The following is a 17,293-nucleotide window of genomic DNA, read 5'->3' on the forward strand; positions in this document are numbered from 1 at the left end:
CCTCTCGGTGTTTGATTTTTGGGATCCTTCCTAAATAGGGTTCCGGTCCTCCTGCTTCAATTAAAAATCGCGGATCGGCGCGGAAAAGCTCCGCGCTTCTCTCAGCGAAAGGCTTCATGCCGCAATTGCCGCGCGGCTTCGGCGATCGGCAGCTCCACCTGCCGGCCGCTGCGCCAGCGCAAACTGAGCGAACCGCGCTCCGCCTCGCGCTCGCCGGCCACGGCCACCAGCGGCACGCCCTGGTCATGCGCCTCGGCGATCTTGCGGCTCAGGCGTTCCGGCCGGCTGTCGACCGCCACGCGATACCCCTCGCGGCCCAGCGCGGCGGCGGCCTTGCGCGCATAGCCCGCATGGGCATCGGTCACGTTGGCCACCACGAGCTGCTCGGGCGCCAGCCACAGCGGCAACGCGCCGCGGTAATGCTCCAGCAGCATGCCGATGAACCGCTCCAGGCTGCCCAGCACGGCGTGATGGATCAGCACCGGCCGCGCGCGCCCATTGTCGCTGCCGACATACTCCACGCCCAGCCGCTCGGGCAGCACGAAATCGAGCTGCACAGTGCCGCATTGCCAGCTTCGGCCATGGCTGTCACGCAGGTGGAATTCCAGCTTCGGACCGTAGAAGGCACCCTCGCCGTTGCGGATGGCGAAATCCAGCCCGGCCTTGCGCGCCGCCATCACAAGGGCTGCTTCGGCACGGTCCCAGGTGGCGTCGTCGCCGGCACGCTTGGCCGGCCTTGTCGCGAAGAAAACCAGCGGCGCGCCGAAGCCGAAATCGGCATAGATGCTGCGCAGCAATTCGCAGAAGCGCTGCACTTCCTGCTCGATCTGCGCCTCCGTGCAGAAGATATGCGCATCGTCCTGCACGAAGCTGCGCGTGCGCATCAGGCCCTGCAGCGCGCCCGAGGGTTCGTCGCGGTGGCATGCGCCGAATTCGCAATAGCGCAACGGCAACTCATGCACCGAACGCAGCGTCTTGTTGAATACCTGCACATGGCCCGGGCAGCTCATCGGCTTCAGCGCGAAAGGCCGGTTGCCGGAATTCAGCCGATACATTTCGTTGGCGAACTTCTCGGCATGGCCGCTCTGCTCCCACAGGGAATAGCTGAGCAGTTGCGGCGTGCGGATTTCCAGGAAGCCGGCCTCACGCATGCGGCGGCGGATATAATCCTCCACCACGCGATACAGCGCGAAACCGCGCGGGTGCCAGAACACCATGCCCGGCCCCTCCTCCTGCTGGTGGAACAGGTCGAGCTTCGTGCCCAGCACCCGGTGATCGTAGGCGTCCATACTCTGATTCACGGCGAAAACTCCTTGTTGTGCGGAGCGTGCCGGAAGCGGACAGGACCCTGAAACGACCGGGGCCCCGTCCGTTTCCGGCGGGGCCCCTGGGTGGATGCGATGCGTTATCTGCTCACGCGTGACACCAGGGCTCCCCGCCGGTGGCGGTAACCTTAATGGTGACGACGGTGAGAATAATGCTCTGCATGGTGGGCGCGACGGTAAGCGCCGCGCACGGATGCGTCAAGCGGGAATTTATTGCCGCATCGCCGGCGGCGGCGCGAAGCCGCCGAAAGCCTGCTCGACCAGATGCGCGAACTGAATCGATGTGCGGTCTTCCAGGAACGGCCCGATCGCCTGCAGGCCCACGGGCAGGCCATTCTGCGACAACCCCGCCGGCATGGCCGTCGCCGGCAAACCGCAGAGCGTGGCGATGCCCGGCCAGATGAACTGGTCGCCGTAGCGCACCGGACGGCCATCGACCGTGATGCTGCGTTCTTCCCATGCCCGCGCGTCATGCGGAAAGGCGGCCGTCGGCGTCACCGGGCAAAGCAGGATATCCCAGTCGCGGAAAAAGCCGCGCCACTGATGCGACAGGCCGGTACGGACGAAGTCGGCCTGCATCCAGTCGCGATGGCTGGCCACGCGGCTGCGCAGCGACAGGCTGCGCAGGTCGGCCGCCGCCTCGGGAATGCCTGCGGCCTGCGATACGGCTGTTTTATAATCGGGCTCCGGCATGGTGCCGCCCATGAAAGCCATCACCAGCCGCATATATGTGCTGGTGATCAGCGACAGATCAGGCAGGGCGGCACTGACGCGACCGACGCGGCAGCCGGCCTGCTCAAGTTTTGCCGCCAGCGCCTCGACGGCCTCGCGGACGGCCGCATCCGTGGGCACCAGCGGATGCTGATCCAGAACCAGCACGCGATAATCCTTCAGCGCATCATGGCGCGGTGCCGGCAGTTCCAGCCGGTAGGCAATGGCGCGCGCTTCGTCTGGCCCGGCCAGCACATCGAGCGCCAGCATCAGGTCGGCAGCCGAACGCGCCATCGGACCGATCACCGGCAAATCATGCTGCGGCACCACCGACAGGACCGGCAGGCCCGGCGGCGTATGACCATGTGTGGGCAGCAGGTCGAGCGACGGCTTATGCGCATAGACGCCGCAGAAATGCGCCGGGATGCGCAGCGAACCGCCCAGGTCGGAGCCCAGCTCCAGCGCCACATACCCCGCCGCTAGGGCAGCGGCCGCGCCGCCCGACGAGCCGCCTGGTGTGCGGTTCACGTCCCAGGGATTGTTCGTGGTGCCATAGACCGGATTGCTGGCCTGCCAGTCGGCCAGCACCATGGAGATGTTGCTCTTGCCCAGCACTACCGCGCCGGCGGCCTTCAGCCGCGCCACCGCAACGGCGTCCTGCGTCACCGGGATCGTTGCCGTGTTCGGAATGCCCCAGGTGGTGGGCAGACCGGCGACGTTGAAGCTCTCCTTCACCGTCATCGGCAATCCAAGCAGCGCGCCGCCCTCGCCTTTCGCCAGCGCGGCATCGGCGGCTTTCGCGGCCTCACGGGCGCGCGCGAAATCGCGCACCGGGATGGCGTTCAGCCGGCCATCCACACTCTCGATGCAGGCGATGGCCTGCTCGGTCAGCTCGAGGGCGGAAACCTGTCGCGCGCGCAAGGCGGCAACGAGTTCACTTGCCGTGCGGAACTCCATACGACTCTCCGGGATTGATGTATGGGATATGATGCATGTATGCGAGGCGACGCCGCCTGGAGCGGCGGGGCTGCCGGCACTATAGCGCGCCGGATGGCCGTGCTGGCAAGCCCTCTGCGCGCCGCCGCGCGCGCATGAAGGCCACGGCAGGGGCAGGCAGTTTCTTCAGCGTGGGCGATGCATCGTCCAGCACGCGCCAGACCGGCGTCAGATCGGCCGGCTTCGCGCCGGCGTTATGCATCTCCCAGGCGGCCTCGGCCACGATGCGCAGATGGAAACCCATGGTGATCGGACAGGTCACCTCGGCGCGATGGCGCCGCGCCATGGCCTGGCGCAATTCCGGCAGCGTCATGGCATGACCTTCCGGCAGGCGGCGGATGAAGGCATCCACCAGCTGCGGCGAAGGCACCAGCATCACCTGCCCGGCCTTCATGCCGGCGATATCGATCGGCACGGGCTTCACCTGATGGCGCCGGCCGTTCCGCAGTTTGTCGGTCCAGGATGTTGGCATGGTTCTCACTCTCCTGACGTCATGCCGGCCCCGGAGAGTTTCCCGGGCCGGCATCCCATTTCATTGACCACGTTTCTCAATGGGACCCCGGGTCAAATGCCCGGGGTGACGATTGCCTCAAGGGCAATCGTCACTTCAGCGGCAGGCAGATGTCGGTCAGCAGCTCGGTGGGCGGCACTTCGCGCGGGTTGTTGAGGTAGTCCTCGAACACCGGCGCATCGGCGGCCTCGCGGCCCGACTGCACCAGCCATTCGCCATACAGCCAGTCGTAAGCCGCCTTCATGTCGGAATACGGTCCCTTGTGGCGCAGCACGGCATACTCCCCGCCACGCAGCTCGGCGCGCTGCAGCGGCGCTTCAATCGGAAAGGATGCATCGGGCACCATGATGCCAGCGGCCGATTGCAATTCCGCCTCGGGCACCGAGGTTGGATCGGAGTAGAATATACCCTTCATGCACAGGCCCGGCCGCAGCAGGTTGCGCGCGCCCAACGTGCCGAACAGCGTCTCGAAGGCTTTGCCGATTTCCATATACGAACCCTTGTGCGGCACCACGGCCAGCGATACGGGCGGCAGCTTGCGGATGGCGACATCGTGCATGGGAGAAAATCCTTTCGGGGCGTTGAGCATGGCAAAGCGGGTATGGCTGCCCGCTTTGCGGAATTCCGCCGGCGGCATGCCATAGGCATCGCGGAAGGCGCGGGTGAAGGCGGCCAGGCTGCCATAGCCGGCACGCGGCCAGATGGCCTCCAGCGCCATGTCGGTATGGGTCAGGTCGGCGGCGGCGCGCTGCAGCCGCAGGCGTTTCACCGTGTTGACGACGGACTCGCCGTAAACCGCCTGCCAGGTGCGATGCCAGTGCCAGGGCGACAGCGCCGCCACATCGGCCAGGGTGTTGAGATCAGGCGCCTCGTCCAGATGGGCGTAGATGTATTCCACCACGCGGGTGAAGCGGCGGACATAACCGGCCTGGCTGGCGGACTCGGATGGCGGGGATACGGACATGAAAGCCTCAATGGGTATCGACTGAGGCAGACGCTAGCAGAGGCCGGTTTGATAAATCTTGCGGAGTGCAGGCTGCCTCGTCTCCGTCCGCGCCTCCTTGTCAGCTTGCCAAAAGTTCACTATATGTTCTTATATTCTGTTAGGTCAATTAAAATCAGTACAAATACTATTTATGGAAACTCGGGTCGCCGCACCGAAGGCCGGCCACCGCAATTATGCAATTTCAACAACTTAACGCATCAAAACATGCGCAAAGCGATGCAAAACCTACTTCGTCACCGTGAACTGGATGCCGAACCAGCGAAACCGGCCCTGCTCGGCCGAGGGCAAAGTACAACTGATGCGATCACGCGGCGGGGTGAAAGCCTCGGGCGGTTTCAGCTCGTAGCGCCGCTCGGCGATGGCCCTGGGCTGGATCGATTTGCCCTGGCCGGTATAGCAGACCATCTGGTTCAGCCGCTCGATGCCCGGCGCCACGGTGAAGCGGAGCGTCGGCGGATTGGGGCTCTGGCCCAGCTTCACCAGCACGTCGGCCGGCTCCACCTCGCTCACCGGCAGCGGCAGGGCGTTCAGCGCCTGGCGCACACGCTCCACGCTGCCGAAGCTTTCGTTCATCGGAAACCGGGGCAGCCAGAACATGTCGTGTTTTGCGTGGGCGACACCGGAATGCTGGCCGAAGGCAACGCTGTAGCCCATGTCCTTCACCAGCTTCAGCGACATGGCATCCCATTCGCCGAAGGGATAGGCGAACAGGTCGGGCTTTTCGCCCAGCTCCTGCTCGAACAGCTTCATCGAGGTTTCCAGGTCCTCGCGGGCCTTTTCCGGGCTTAAGCCCGGCAGCGAGGGATGGCGGTGGCTGTGGGCGCCAATGGTGACGCCCTCTTTCTTGAGCTGCCGGATCTGGTCCCAGGTCAGGTAGCCGCGCAGTTTTGAGGTCACCGGCTCGGTGGCAACGAACAGCGTGAAGGGCAGGCCGGCTTTCTTCAGGCGCGGCCAGCCCTCGGTGAAGGCCGAGATATAGGCGTCGTCGGCGGTGATCGCGACCGCGCGGTCGGGCAGCGCCTGACCGGCTTTCAGCTTCGCCACGATCTCGGGCAGCGGCAGCACGGTATATCGGCCCGAGGTCAGCTCGGCGATATGGGCGTCGAACTGTTCCAGCCGGATGTTGGTGCTGGGCACGCTGTTCTCGCCGAAGCGGTGGTACATCAGGATGCTGGCATGATCCGCCGCCATGGCCGGGACGGCACAGGCCAGGATCGCGGTCAGCCCCATGGCGGAAAGGGTAAATTTCGGGGTTTTCATGGCCGCCAGCATAGCCGGCCAGCCCGGCAAAGGGGAGACTTGGGCGGCACTTTCCGCTATAAGCCCGGCCCATGCCTCAGACCGCCAATCCGGGCCGCATCGCCCCCGTCTTCTGCGCCATCGACACCATCGAACTGGCCTTTGCCGGCCGCTGCGCCCGCGCCGCCGCCGCCGCCGGTTTCGGGGTCAAGCTGGGCAAGGAATTCTTCACCGCCCACGGCCCGGCCGAAGTCCGCGCCATCCTGCCCCAGGGCACGCCGCTGTTCCTGGACCTGAAATTCCACGACATCCCCAACACCGTGGCCGGCGCGGTGCGGTCCGCCGCCGCCGCCATGGGGCCGATGATGCTGACCATCCACGCCTCGGGCGGGCCGGCGATGATCCGCGCCGCGGTGGACGCCGCCCATTCGGCCAAGCAGAAACCCTGGATCCTGGCCGTCACCGCCCTGACCTCGCTGGATACAGCCGACCTGCGCGCCGTGGGCGTGAATGAAGACGTCAGCGCCTATGTGGTGCGTCTGGCCAAGCTGGCGCAGGAGAACGGCGCCGATGGCGTGATCTGCGCCGCCACCGAGATCGAGATGCTGCGCAAGGCCTGCGGCCCCGATTTCAAGCTGGTCGTGCCGGGCATCCGCCCGAAAGGTTCGGCGGCCGGCGACCAGAAGCGCGTGATGACGCCGGGTGAGGCCTTCAGGCTCGGCGCCGACCATCTGGTGATCGGCCGCCCGATCACCGAGGCCGACAGCCCCGAGGCCAGCGCCCGGGCCATCGCGCAGGAACTGCGCGAAACGGCGGCCGCGTAACCATGCCCGTGCTGGCCAAGATCTGCGGCCTGACCGACGATGCCGCCGTGGAGGCTGCCGTGCAGCATGGCGCCGACATGCTGGGCTTCGTGTTCTTCCCCGCCTCGCCGCGCAACCTGTCGGCCGAACAGGCCGAGGCTTTGCTGCGCGAGGTACCCTCGGGCATCGACCGCGTCGGCGTCTTCGTCGATCCGGAAACCGATTTCCTCGACAGGATACTGGCCAAGGCGCGGCTCGACCTGCTGCAGCTCCATGGCGACGAAACGCCGGAACGCTGCCGTGCCATCAGCATCTATTTCGGCCTGCCGATCATCAAGGCGATCAAGGTATCCTCGAAGGCCGACCTCAAGGCCGCGAAAGCCTACGAGGATGCCGTCGACTGGCTGATGTTCGACGCCGCGCCACCGAAGGACGCCACCCGGCCGGGCGGCAACGCCGCCAGCTTCGACTGGAGCATCATGCAGGGCGCGAAGTTCAACCGACCCTGGCTGCTCTCGGGCGGCCTGATGCCGGAGAATCTTTCTTTGGCCGTCCAGCAATCCGGTGCCAGTGCCGTTGACGTATCATCGGGGGTGGAAAGCGCCCCGGGGAAAAAGGATCCGGCCAGGATCCGCGCCTTCCTCGACGCCGCCCGCCGCCTGTAATGCTGTTTTAGGACCAGACCGATGACCATGCTGAATTCCTACCGCTCCGGACCCGACGAGAAAGGCCATTTCGGCAAATTCGGCGGCCGGTTCGTGGCCGAGACGCTGATGCCGCTGATCCTCGACCTGGAAAAGCATTATGCGGCAGCCAAGAGCGACCCGGCCTTCAAAGCCGAGATGGATTACCTGCTGAAGGATTATGTCGGCCGGCCGAGCCCGCTCTATTTTGCCGAACGCCTGACCGAGCATTGCGGCGGCGCCAAGATCTACCTCAAGCGCGAAGAGCTGAACCATACCGGCGCGCACAAGATCAACAACTGCATCGGCCAGATCCTGCTGGCCAAGCGGATGGGCAAGAAGCGCATCATCGCCGAAACCGGCGCCGGCCAGCATGGCGTGGCGACTGCCACCGTGGCGGCCCGCTTCGGCCTGCCCTGCGTGATCTACATGGGCGAGGTCGATATCGAACGGCAGCAGCCCAACGTGTTCCGCATGAAGCTGCTCGGTGCCGAGGTGCGTCCGGTGAAATCCGGCTCGCGCACCCTGAAGGATGCGATGAACGAGGCCCTGCGCGACTGGGTCACCAACGTGCACGACACCTTCTACATCATCGGCACCGTGGCCGGCCCGCATCCCTATCCGATGCTGGTGCGCGACTTCCAGTCGGTAATCGGCGTGGAAACCCGCGCCCAGATGCTGGAAAAGGAAGGCCGCATCCCCGACAGCCTGGTCGCCTGCATCGGCGGCGGCTCGAATGCCATGGGCCTGTTCCATCCCTTCCTCGACGACAAGGATGTCGACATCTATGCCGTCGAGGCCGCCGGCGAAGGACTGGAGACCGACCGCCACGCCGCCTCGCTGGCCAAGGGGGTGCCCGGCGTGCTGCATGGCAACCGTACCTTCCTGCTGCAGGACGAAAACGGCCAGATCCTTGAGGCGCATACCATCTCGGCCGGCCTGGATTATCCCGGCATCGGACCCGAACATGCCTGGCTGCATGATGTGGGCCGCGTGAATTACGTCTCGGCCACCGACAAGGAAGCGCTGGATGCCTTCCAGCTGCTGTCGCGCATCGAGGGCATCATCCCGGCGCTGGAATCGAGCCACGCGCTGGCCCATGTCGCCAAGCTCGCGCCGAAGCTGCCGAAGGATCATCTGATGGCGGTCTGCCTGTCGGGCCGCGGTGACAAGGATATCTATACGGTGGCGAAAGCGCTGGGAGTGAAGCTGTGAGCCGCATCGACAAACGCTTTGCCGACCTGAAGGCCGCCGGTCGCGCCGGCCTCGTCACCTTCATCACCGCGGGCGACCCGGATCACGACACCTGCGCCCGCCTGCTGGCCGGGCTGCCGGCGGCTGGCGCTGACCTGATCGAACTGGGCGTGCCCTTCACCGACCCGATGGCCGATGGCCCCTCCATCGAGGCTGCCAACCTGCGCGCGCTCGCCAAGGGTGCCTCCTTGCGCAAGACGCTGGATCTGGTGCGCGGCTTCCGCAAGGCCGACGACGCCACGCCGATCGTGCTGATGGGGTATTTCAACCCGATCTCGGCTTACGGCGTCGACGCTTTCCTGAGTGACGCCAAGACTGCCGGCGTGGATGGCCTGATCGTGGTCGATCTGCCGCCGGAAGAAGACGACGAGCTCTGCATTCCCGCCATCAAAGCCGGCCTGCATTTCATCCGTCTCGCCACCCCCACCACCGACGACGCCCGCCTGCCCGCCGTGCTGAACAATACGTCGGGTTTCCTGTATTATGTGTCGATTGCCGGCATCACCGGTGCGGCGGCGGCCGATCCGAATGCTGTCGGCAAGGCGGTGACCCGGATCAAGCTGAAGACGAAACTGCCGGTGGCCGTCGGTTTCGGCATCCGCGACGGCAAGCGCGCGGCCGAGATCGCCGCCGTGGCCGATGCCGCCGTGGTAGGCTCGGCCCTTGTGGATCGCGTCGCCGAGGCCCAGGTGAAGGGGATCGACCCGGCCGATCACGTGCTGGCGCTGGTGCGCGAGCTGAGCAAGGCCATCCGCGGCGTCGCCAAGGCGGCAGCCTGAAGCTTTAAGGAGTATCGCCATGAACTGGTTGACCCGCACCGTCCTGCCCAAGATCCGCGAGTTCACGACCAAGAAGGACACGCCGGACAATCTGTGGAAGAAATGCCCCAATTGCGGACAGATGATCTATGCCAAGGAGCTGGAAGAGAACCAGCATGTCTGCCCGAAATGCGACCACCACATGCGCGTCGGGCCGAAACAGCGCTTTGCCGCCCTGTTCGACAAGGGCGAATACCAGACCATCGAACTGCCCGATGTGTTGCAGGACCCGCTGCATTTCCGCGATTCCAAGAAATACCCCGACCGCCTGAAGGATGCCCGCTCCAAGACCGGCCAGCGTGATGCCTTCGCCGTTGCCCATGGCACGCTGCATGAGCAGGACGTGGTGATCGCGGTGCAGAATTTCGCCTTCATGGGCGGCTCGATGGGCATGGCCACCGGCGAGGCGCTGATCGCCGCCGCCAACCTGGCTGTCACCCAGCGCGCGGCCCTGATCCTGTTTGCGGCCGCCGGCGGCGCGCGCATGCAGGAAGGCATCCTCAGCCTGATGCAGATGCCGCGCACCGTGATCGCGGTGCAGCGTCTGCGCGAGGCGCATCTGCCCTTCATCGTGGTGCTGACCGATCCCACCACCGGCGGCGTCACGGCGTCTTACGCCATGCTGGGCGACATCCAGATCGCCGAGCCGGGCGCGCTGATCGGCTTTGCCGGCCCGCGCGTGATCGAACAGACCATCCGCGAAACCCTGCCGCAGGGCTTCCAGCGCGCCGAATACCTGCTGGAGCACGGCATGCTGGACATGGTGGTGCATCGCCGCGAGCTGCGCGATACGCTGGGCCGCATCGTCAGCCTGCTGCTCGATCCCGCGCCAAAGGCCGATGTGGTGTCGCTGCCGCGTCCGGGCCTGGAAATCCCGCCGACCGGTGAGATTCCCCATGGCGCCCCCGCCCCCCGCGGCCGCTGAACCCAATAAGGATCATCTTGGGATCATCCTGCAGCGCCTGATGGCGCTGCATCCCAAGGCGATCGACCTTTCGCTGGAGCGCATCCGCGCCCTGCTGGCAAAGCTGGGCGATCCGCATCTGGCCCTGCCGCCGGTCTTCCATGTGGCCGGCAGCAAGGGCAAGGGCTCGACCACGGCCTTCCTGCGCGCCATGGCAGAAGTCGCCGGTTATCGCGTGCATGCCTATACCTCGCCGCATCTGGTGCGCTTCAACGAGCGCATCCGTCTGGCCGGCAGGTTGATCGACGATGAAAAGCTGATCGCCCTGCTGGAGCATTGCGAACGCATCAATGCCGGCCAGCCGATCACCTTTTTCGAGATCACCACCGCAGCCGCCTATCTGGCATTTGCTGAAATTCCGGCCGATCTGGTTTTGCTGGAAACCGGCCTGGGCGGCGTCGCCGACACGACCAACGTGATCCCACAGCCACGCCTCACGGCTATCACGCCGATCGGCATCGACCATGTTGCCTTCCTGGGCGACACCATCGCGAAAATCGCCGCAGCCAAGGCCGGCATCATCAAACCGGGCGTGCCCTGCGTGGTAGGACCCCAGCCTGACGAAGCAATGGCCGTGATCGCAGCCCAGGCGGCGGCCTGCCGCGCACCGCTGATCCGCCACGGCCGGGAGTGGACTGTGCGCGAAACCGCCGACGGCATGCTTTGGCGACAGGGCGAACAGGACATCAGACTGCCCCGCCCCGCCCTGCTGGGTGAGCATCAGATCGTCAATGCCGGAACGGCCGTGACCTGCGCGCGCAACCTGGCCGGTTTCGATATCCCGCCAGATGCCATCGCGCACGGCCTGCGCGGCGTGGACTGGCCGGCGCGCATGCAGCGCCTGAATAAAGGCCCGCTGGTGGATATCCTGCCGCCGGGCACCGAACTCTGGCTCGACGGCGCGCACAATGCCATGGCCGGCGTGGCACTGGCCGAGACGCTGAAGATCCTGCCGCCAAAGCCGACCTGGCTGCTGGCCGGCATGCTGAACACCAAGGATGCCGCCGGCCTGCTGCGACCGCTGGCACCGTTGATGCGCGGCGCCCGCTGCATCAGCATTCCGGGTGAGATCAATTCCCTGTCGGCCGAAGACCTGACTGCGGCAGCCCGCAACGTGGGGCTGGCGGCGGCACCGGCGGAAAATGCCCAGGCTGCTATGCGGCAGATCGCCGAAACGATACGGGCCGAAGCAGCATCTGCCCCGGCCCGCGTGGTCATAACCGGCTCGCTGTATCTGGCGGGCCGGATCCTGGCGGAGAATTCCTAGATCGCCGAGTTGATCCACTCCAGGATGCGGCTCTTGGGCATCGAGCCGACCTTGGTGGAAACCGGCTTGCCGTCCTTGAACAGGATCAGGGTCGGGATGCCGCGCACGCCGAACTTCGATGGCGTCATCGGGTTCTCGTCGATATTGACCTTGGCAATGGTCAGCTTGCCGGCCATCTCGCCGGCAATCTCGTCCAGCGCCGGGGCGATCTGCTTGCAGGGGCCACACCACTCGGCCCAGAAGTCGACCAGCACGGCATTGGAGGACTTGAGGACGTCGCTTTCGAAGGAGGCATCGGTAACTTTGGTGGGCGCGGACATGCGGAAATCCTCGTTGGGCTGGGGGGTGCCGGCACAGCCCGTCCAAACAAGGCCGGCGGGCGATTCCGACGTGGTGGCTAAAGGTAAGAAGCTGCCCCCAGAGCGTCAAGCGGGCGGGAAAATTGTAACAACCCTATGATTTTCCTGAAAAACCAGGAATCAGCCCAACGAATCAAGGGTGGACAAGCCCCGCCGGGCCTTGTTACAACTCGTAACAGCTCGGCGGGGCACACCCGCCAAAAGGTTCAACAAAGGCTTAACGGGGGATCGATGGCCGGGGGCAACGCCACGACACTGCTGGATGCCAAGACGCTGGTGAAGACCAGGGCGCTGATGGGCAATGCCCTGCGGCAGATTTGCCGCGTTTCTGCGCTTGCGTTGATTCTGGGCAGCATGGCGATGGTTCCCGTCACCGTTCAGGCCCAGCCGCGCGCCGGCCATGCCAAGGCCGCCGTCGCACCTAAGCCCGATGCCAAGCCGGCGAAAGCCAGCCCGCGCCGCCAGAAATCCGCCGAAGGTGCGCGCCGCGCTGCGGAAGCCGAGAACACCAATGGTTTCAATATCGACGGCCGCCGGGTGCGCGTCGATGTGGTCAAAGCCGAAACCGACATGTTGGGTCCCGATGGCCGCGCGCCGGCCGTGCTGATCCTGCATGGCGCCCATGGCCTGGGTGACGGCTCGTTGTTCTACCCGCAGGCCAAGGCCCTGGCCGAGCGCGGCATCACCGCCTTTGTGGTCCATTATTTCGACGGCATCCCGCAGGCCCGCAAAGCGGCGCCGACGCTGCATGACGAGCGTGAGCGCGTGATTGCCGAGGCCGTCTCGTATGTTTCCAAGCAAGCCTATGTCGATGCCGAGCGTATCGGCGTCTTTGGCCTGTCGCTGGGCGGCTTCCATGCCTTGAGCCTGGGCAGCCGCGATCAGCGCATCCAGGCCGTGGTGAACGTGGTAGGCGCGATGCCATCCGAGGTGCAGCGCAGGGGCGTGCACCGCATGCCGCCAACCCTGGTGATGCATGGCGACCGGGACGCCACCGTGCCGGTGCGTCGCGCCTATGAGCTGGCCAGCCTGCTGGGCGAAATCGGCGCCGAGCATGAAGTGAAGATCTACAAGGGTGAAGGCCATACCTTCCGTGGCGATGCCAAGGAAGACAGCATCACCCGCACCGTCGATTTCTTCGAACGCCATCTGGGCGGCGATCGCGGCCTGCTGGACAAGGAACTGGAGATCGACATTGCCTTGGCCCCGGTGGTGCCGGAGACCGAGATGCTGCCGATCCGCGAGCTCACCATCGCCGACGAAGCCCTCTGGGCCATGGCCGAACAGGGCAATTCGCAGCCGGGTAACTGATCTTCGTCCACGGCGGACAGCACGGACAAAACAGACAAACAAAAAAGGCCGCCGGTCGTACCGGCGGCCTTTTTGCTGGATAAGAGCGCGGCGCGCGTGGCAGCCCCGATCAGGCTGCGGTGGCCTCGTCGCGTTCGCCCGGCTGCGCTTCGGCATTGGGATCAAGAGCAGCCTCGAGTTCCATTTCCAGGCTCGGCTGCTCCCCATCGACGACGGGCGCCTGCTGGGGTTGCGGGGACTGAGGCTGGTTGCCGCCCTGCTGTGCCTGCGGCTGTTGCTGGCTGCCCTGCTGCTGGCGTTGCATTGGCGTCACGCCCTGGGCCAGCATGATGCGGTAATAGTGTTCGGCATGCTGCAGATAATTCTCTGCCGCGATCCGGTCGCCCGAGGCATTGGCATCGCGGGCCAACTGGCAATACCGCTCGAAGATGGTATTGGCCGTGCCGCGGATTTTGACGTCGGGGCCGTTGGAGTCGAAATTGCGGTGGGAATTGTTCATCCCGCCGCCACCGCCGCCGCCACCACCATGCGGCCTACGGCCCTGGGGCCGGCCACCACGTTGACGATTCTTGTTGTTCACAGGTTCATCTCGCTTGTTTTCAGCAAATCGCGCATCAGGCTGGTTGCGCACCGTATCGCGTGGCTCAAACATCCGCGCGTAATACGGTCGGCCTCTCGATCGGATCCAAACCCGGTTTCAGTCGAAGAGGCGATGACGCTGCCTGCCTTATCCGCCCCCGGCCAACTCACCCCTTTGATCAAAGCCTGATCAATGCCTTGGGCGTGCTTCCTTGGGACCGCGTCATCCCGAATCCCAAGATAAGGGGGGCGGCTGCGGCTGCCAACCCCTTTTTGCTCGGAATTTACCGGGATTTCCGCCCGGTAACGACGCGGCCCACGCCCGCCAGGTCAGGTAACACGACAATACCGGCAAATCCGGCCCCGGCCAGCAGGGCCGAGACTGCGGCATCTTGCCCCAGGCCGATTTCCAGCGCGGCAAAAGCACCCGGCGCCGCCAGACGGGCCATATGCGGCACCAGCCGCCGATAGGCATCCAGCCCATCCGCCCCGCCATCCAGCGCCAGACGCGGCTCGTGCCGGGCCACTTCGGGCGCCAGTTCAGGCACCACGGCGCTTTCGATATAGGGCGGGTTCGAGATCAGGATATCGAACGGCCCCTCGAGGCCAGTGCCCCAGTCGCCTTGTCGAAAATCCACCCGGCTGGCTAAACCGAGCTGTTCAGCGTTGCCGCGCGCAATCTCCAGCGCGGCCGGCGAGGCATCAACACCAAGGCCGGTTGCATTGGGCAGTTCATGCAGCAGACTGAGCAGCAGGCAGCCCGAGCCGGTGCCGAAATCCACGATCCGCCAGGCTGCACCGCGATCCGAAATCGCGGCCAGCGCGCCGGCAACCAGGGTTTCGGAATCCGGCCGCGGATCCAGCACATCGCGGGTGACATGGAAATCAAGTCCCCAGAATTCGCGGCGGCCGAGTATCTGCGAGACCGGCTCGCGAGCCAGCCGACGCTGCATCAGCGCCTCGAACCGCGCCGCGATATCCGGCGCCAGGGCCGTTTCAGGCTGCAGGCGCACGCGGTCGGGGCTCAGTCCCGCAGCCTCGCTCAGCAGCAGCACCGCATCCTGGCGCGGGCCTTCAATACCGGCCTCTTTCAGGCGGCGTGTGGCATCAAGCAGCAGGCCGGCAATATCAGGCATTCAATTCGGCCAGGCGACTGGCCTGATCCTCGGCGATCAGCGCCTCGATCACCTCGTCCAGCGCCTCGCCGGTCATCACCTGCTCGATCTTGTAGAGCGTCAGGTTGATCCGGTGATCGGTGACGCGGCCCTGCGGGAAATTGTAGGTGCGGATCCGCTCCGACCGGTCGCCGGAACCAACCTGCCCCTTGCGGTCAGCCGCCCGCGCCGAAGCCAGCTTCTCGCGCTCTGCTTCATAAAGCTTGGCGCGCAGCAGCTTCATCGCCTTGGCCTTGTTCTTGTGCTGCGAGCGTTCGGTCTGCTGAGCGACCACGATGCCGGACGGAATATGGGTGATGCGCACAGCGGAATCGGTCGTGTTCACATGCTGGCCGCCAGCGCCCGAAGACCGATACACGTCGATGCGCAGATCATTCTCGTTGATGTCGATATCAACATCCTCGGCCTCGGGCAGCACCGCCACGGTGGCCGCCGAGGTATGGATGCGCCCTTGCGTCTCGGTATCGGGCACCCGCTGCACGCGATGCACGCCGGATTCGAATTTCAGCCGGGCGAAGACGCTGCGGCCCGAGATGGTGGCAATGGCCTCGCGGAAACCGCCAAGCTCGGTGTCGGAAATACTCTCCACCTCGAAACGCCAGCCATGCTTGGCGGCATAGCCGCGATACATCTCGAACAGGTCGCGGGCAAACAATGCCGCCTCGTCGCCGCCGGTGCCGGCGCGCACTTCCAGGATGGCATTTTTCTCGTCGGCCTCGTCCTTGGGCAGCAGCATGATCAGCACGCGGCGCTCGGCTTCGGGCAGCGCAGCCTGGGCCTGCTTCCATTCTGCCTCGGCCAGGTTGCGCATCTCCGGATCGGAAGCCGGATCATCCCGCATGGCTGCCAGATCGGCGACCTCGCGGCGCAGCCGGCGCCAATCGTTGATGCCCTGCACCAGCGGCTCGATCTCGGCATATTCCTTCGACAGTTTGACGAAGGCCTCGGCGGCGAGGCCGCCGGCCGACATTTGGGCCTGCAGCATCTCGTAACGCTCGATCACCTTGTCGAGCTTGGCCTCGGGCAGGCCGGCGACATCCATGGCGTTAGGCTTTCACTTTCGCCAGCAGATCGCCGCGCGGCAGTGCCATCTCCTCGCCGCTTTTCAGATCCTTCAGCTTGACGATACCTTTCGCCAGCTCGTCGTCGCCGATCACGATGGCGGCGAAGCAGCCCAGCCGATCAGCACGCTTGAAACGCTTGCCGGCGTTGCCGCCATAAGCCAGCTCCACTGCCACATCGGCGCGGCGCAACTCGGTCGCCAGCTTTGCAGCTTCGGCTTCGGCGGCAGCGCCGATCGGAATGATGGCGACGCTGCGCGGCGGCACCGGCTGCGGATCGGAGAGCAGCACCAGGCGCTCGATGCCGCCGGCCCAGCCGATGCCGGGCGTAGGCTTGCCGCCGAGTTGTTCGATCAGGCCGTCGTAACGGCCACCGGCCAGCACGGTGCCCTGGGCGCCCAGCATGTCGGTGGTGAATTCGAAGGCCGTGTGGGTGTAGTAATCCAGGCCACGCACCAGGCGCGGGCTGACCTTGAACGGCACACCGGCGATGCCCAGCCCATCCTGCAGGGCCGCGAAGAAATCGCGTGCCGCCGGCGTCAGGTATTCCTGGATCAGCGGTGCATCGGCTACCAGCCTGCGGTCGCCCTCATCCTTGGAATCCAGGATGCGCAGCGGATTTTTTTCCAGCCGCTTGCGGCTGTCTTCCGACAGCTTGTCGACATGGCCGGAGAAATACTTCACCAGCGCCTCGCGATAGCCCACGCGGCTTTCCGGATCGCCGAGCGTGTTCAGTTCCAGCACGCATTTGTCGAGGATACCCAATCGGCGCAGGATTTCGGCCGCCACCGAGATCACCTCGACATCGGCCTGCGGCTCGGGCGCACCGATCACTTCCACGTCGATCTGATGGAACTGGCGCTGGCGCCCCTTTTGCGGCCGTTCGAAGCGGAACATCGGGCCCCAGCCGAACGCCTTGAAGGGCACATGCTGCAGCAGGCCGTTGGAAATGAAGGCGCGGCAGATACCGGCGGTGTATTCCGGACGCAGGGTCAGCCCTTCGCCGCCCTTGTCGGTGAAGGAATACATCTCCTTGGAAACGACATCGGACGTTTCGCCCATCGAACGGGCAAAGACCTCGGTGAATTCGAAAATCGGCGTCGCCATTTCACGATAGCCGAACAAAAGCGCGGTCTGGCGGGCGATCTCCACCACATGGCGGAACCGCGCATAATCGTCAGGCAGAATGTCATGCGTGCCGCGCACGGGCTGCAACTGGGCCACGGCGTGT

17 protein-coding genes are annotated in these 17,293 nt (G+C 65.3%); 7 read left to right on the forward strand and 10 right to left on the reverse strand.

The features are described from left to right. Positions 1–101 precede the first annotated feature (101 nt). The 5 genes from thrS to ACE3OO_RS04295 all read right to left on the reverse strand — a co-directional run bounded on the left by thrS (position 102) and on the right by ACE3OO_RS04295 (position 5,809). Positions 102–1,301, reverse strand: a complete 1,200-nt coding sequence (gene thrS / locus ACE3OO_RS04275; RefSeq protein ID WP_374300080.1) for a threonine--tRNA ligase — start codon at positions 1,299–1,301, stop codon at positions 102–104. Positions 1,302–1,535: 234 nt separating this feature from the next. Beyond that, on the reverse strand, positions 1,536–2,993 hold the full coding sequence (locus ACE3OO_RS04280; RefSeq protein WP_374300082.1) for an amidase: 1,458 nt from the start codon (positions 2,991–2,993) through the stop codon (positions 1,536–1,538). Positions 2,994–3,072: 79 nt separating this feature from the next. Next, entirely contained in the window at positions 3,073–3,504 is a 432-nt protein-coding gene (locus ACE3OO_RS04285) for a hypothetical protein (protein ID WP_374300084.1), read from the reverse strand. Positions 3,505–3,634: 130 nt separating this feature from the next. Further along, positions 3,635–4,507, reverse strand: coding sequence for a GyrI-like domain-containing protein (locus tag ACE3OO_RS04290; protein ID WP_374300086.1), 873 nt, complete (start codon positions 4,505–4,507; stop codon positions 3,635–3,637). 267 nt (positions 4,508–4,774) lie between these two features. Continuing rightward, positions 4,775–5,809 (reverse strand): polysaccharide deacetylase family protein, encoded by a 1,035-nt coding sequence (locus ACE3OO_RS04295; RefSeq protein ID WP_374300088.1) that lies wholly within the window; start codon positions 5,807–5,809, stop codon positions 4,775–4,777. Between the two features lie 71 nt (positions 5,810–5,880). On the opposite strand from ACE3OO_RS04295, the gene pyrF reads away from it, so the two are divergent. Genes pyrF through ACE3OO_RS04325 form a run of 6 tightly spaced genes read left to right on the forward strand, consistent with a single transcriptional unit; the run spans position 5,881 to position 11,577 of the window. Beyond that, complete coding sequence (pyrF, locus tag ACE3OO_RS04300; RefSeq protein ID WP_374300090.1) at positions 5,881–6,612, forward strand: orotidine-5'-phosphate decarboxylase; 732 nt, start codon at positions 5,881–5,883, stop codon at positions 6,610–6,612. A 2-nt stretch (positions 6,613–6,614) separates the two neighbouring features. Further along, positions 6,615–7,256 (forward strand): phosphoribosylanthranilate isomerase, encoded by a 642-nt coding sequence (locus ACE3OO_RS04305; RefSeq protein WP_374300092.1) that lies wholly within the window; start codon positions 6,615–6,617, stop codon positions 7,254–7,256. Positions 7,257–7,277: 21 nt separating this feature from the next. After that, positions 7,278–8,489, forward strand: a complete 1,212-nt coding sequence (trpB, locus tag ACE3OO_RS04310; RefSeq protein WP_374300094.1) for a tryptophan synthase subunit beta — start codon at positions 7,278–7,280, stop codon at positions 8,487–8,489. After that, positions 8,486–9,307, forward strand: a complete 822-nt coding sequence (trpA, locus tag ACE3OO_RS04315; RefSeq protein ID WP_374300096.1) for a tryptophan synthase subunit alpha — start codon at positions 8,486–8,488, stop codon at positions 9,305–9,307. The genes trpB and trpA overlap by 4 nt, the downstream gene beginning before the upstream one ends. A gap of 19 nt (positions 9,308–9,326) precedes the next feature. Beyond that, positions 9,327–10,271: an acetyl-CoA carboxylase, carboxyltransferase subunit beta gene (gene accD, locus ACE3OO_RS04320; protein WP_374300099.1), complete on the forward strand. Its 945-nt coding sequence runs from the start codon at positions 9,327–9,329 to the stop codon at positions 10,269–10,271. Then, positions 10,243–11,577, forward strand: coding sequence for a folylpolyglutamate synthase/dihydrofolate synthase family protein (locus ACE3OO_RS04325; RefSeq protein WP_374300100.1), 1,335 nt, complete (start codon positions 10,243–10,245; stop codon positions 11,575–11,577). The genes accD and ACE3OO_RS04325 overlap by 29 nt, the downstream gene beginning before the upstream one ends. On the opposite strand, the gene trxA is transcribed toward ACE3OO_RS04325, so the two are convergent. Further along, positions 11,574–11,897 (reverse strand): thioredoxin TrxA, encoded by a 324-nt coding sequence (gene trxA, locus ACE3OO_RS04330; protein WP_300298905.1) that lies wholly within the window; start codon positions 11,895–11,897, stop codon positions 11,574–11,576. The genes ACE3OO_RS04325 and trxA overlap by 4 nt on opposite strands. Before the next feature lie 270 nt (positions 11,898–12,167). Here trxA and ACE3OO_RS04335 point away from each other — a divergent pair, with 270 nt between their 5' ends. Then, positions 12,168–13,247, forward strand: coding sequence for an alpha/beta hydrolase family protein (locus tag ACE3OO_RS04335; RefSeq protein WP_374300103.1), 1,080 nt, complete (start codon positions 12,168–12,170; stop codon positions 13,245–13,247). A 109-nt stretch (positions 13,248–13,356) separates the two neighbouring features. On the opposite strand, the gene ACE3OO_RS04340 is transcribed toward ACE3OO_RS04335, so the two are convergent. The 4 genes from ACE3OO_RS04340 to hisS form a co-directional block, all read right to left on the reverse strand. Further along, the gene (locus ACE3OO_RS04340) at positions 13,357–13,899 is read right to left on the reverse strand and encodes a DUF4167 domain-containing protein (RefSeq protein ID WP_374300105.1); all 543 of its coding nucleotides are present in this window, start codon (positions 13,897–13,899) and stop codon (positions 13,357–13,359) included. Between the two features lie 211 nt (positions 13,900–14,110). Next, a complete protein-coding gene (prmC, locus tag ACE3OO_RS04345) occupies positions 14,111–14,962 on the reverse strand; it encodes a peptide chain release factor N(5)-glutamine methyltransferase (RefSeq protein ID WP_374300107.1) in 852 nt (283 codons plus the stop codon). Further along, positions 14,955–16,043: a peptide chain release factor 1 gene (gene prfA / locus ACE3OO_RS04350; RefSeq protein WP_374300108.1), complete on the reverse strand. Its 1,089-nt coding sequence runs from the start codon at positions 16,041–16,043 to the stop codon at positions 14,955–14,957. The genes prmC and prfA overlap by 8 nt, the downstream gene beginning before the upstream one ends. 4 nt (positions 16,044–16,047) lie before the next feature. Further along, on the reverse strand, positions 16,048–17,286 hold the full coding sequence (hisS, locus tag ACE3OO_RS04355) for a histidine--tRNA ligase (RefSeq protein WP_374300110.1): 1,239 nt from the start codon (positions 17,284–17,286) through the stop codon (positions 16,048–16,050). Positions 17,287–17,293 lie beyond the last annotated feature (7 nt).

Source organism: Ferrovibrio sp. (assembly GCF_041906005.1).
Classification (GTDB): Bacteria; Pseudomonadota; Alphaproteobacteria; order Ferrovibrionales; family Ferrovibrionaceae; genus Ferrovibrio.

What these genes read in the sequence shown, in the direction of transcription:
- ACE3OO_RS04280 (WP_374300082.1), bottom strand. Translation starts at nt 2,993, where the DNA reads ATGGAGTTCCGCACGGCAAGTGAACTCGTTGCCGCCTTGCGCGCGCGA.
- pyrF (WP_374300090.1), top strand. Translation starts at nt 5,881, where the DNA reads ATGCCTCAGACCGCCAATCCGGGCCGCATCGCCCCCGTCTTCTGCGCC.
- ACE3OO_RS04295 (WP_374300088.1), bottom strand. Translation starts at nt 5,809, where the DNA reads ATGAAAACCCCGAAATTTACCCTTTCCGCCATGGGGCTGACCGCGATC.
- trxA (WP_300298905.1), bottom strand. Translation starts at nt 11,897, where the DNA reads ATGTCCGCGCCCACCAAAGTTACCGATGCCTCCTTCGAAAGCGACGTC.
- ACE3OO_RS04325 (WP_374300100.1), top strand. Translation starts at nt 10,243, where the DNA reads ATGGCGCCCCCGCCCCCCGCGGCCGCTGAACCCAATAAGGATCATCTT.
- prmC (WP_374300107.1), bottom strand. Translation starts at nt 14,962, where the DNA reads ATGCCTGATATTGCCGGCCTGCTGCTTGATGCCACACGCCGCCTGAAA.
- ACE3OO_RS04335 (WP_374300103.1), top strand. Translation starts at nt 12,168, where the DNA reads ATGGCCGGGGGCAACGCCACGACACTGCTGGATGCCAAGACGCTGGTG.
- prfA (WP_374300108.1), bottom strand. Translation starts at nt 16,043, where the DNA reads ATGGATGTCGCCGGCCTGCCCGAGGCCAAGCTCGACAAGGTGATCGAG.
- ACE3OO_RS04290 (WP_374300086.1), bottom strand. Translation starts at nt 4,507, where the DNA reads ATGTCCGTATCCCCGCCATCCGAGTCCGCCAGCCAGGCCGGTTATGTC.
- ACE3OO_RS04285 (WP_374300084.1), bottom strand. Translation starts at nt 3,504, where the DNA reads ATGCCAACATCCTGGACCGACAAACTGCGGAACGGCCGGCGCCATCAG.
- ACE3OO_RS04340 (WP_374300105.1), bottom strand. Translation starts at nt 13,899, where the DNA reads ATGTTTGAGCCACGCGATACGGTGCGCAACCAGCCTGATGCGCGATTT.
- ACE3OO_RS04305 (WP_374300092.1), top strand. Translation starts at nt 6,615, where the DNA reads ATGCCCGTGCTGGCCAAGATCTGCGGCCTGACCGACGATGCCGCCGTG.
- trpB (WP_374300094.1), top strand. Translation starts at nt 7,278, where the DNA reads ATGACCATGCTGAATTCCTACCGCTCCGGACCCGACGAGAAAGGCCAT.
- accD (WP_374300099.1), top strand. Translation starts at nt 9,327, where the DNA reads ATGAACTGGTTGACCCGCACCGTCCTGCCCAAGATCCGCGAGTTCACG.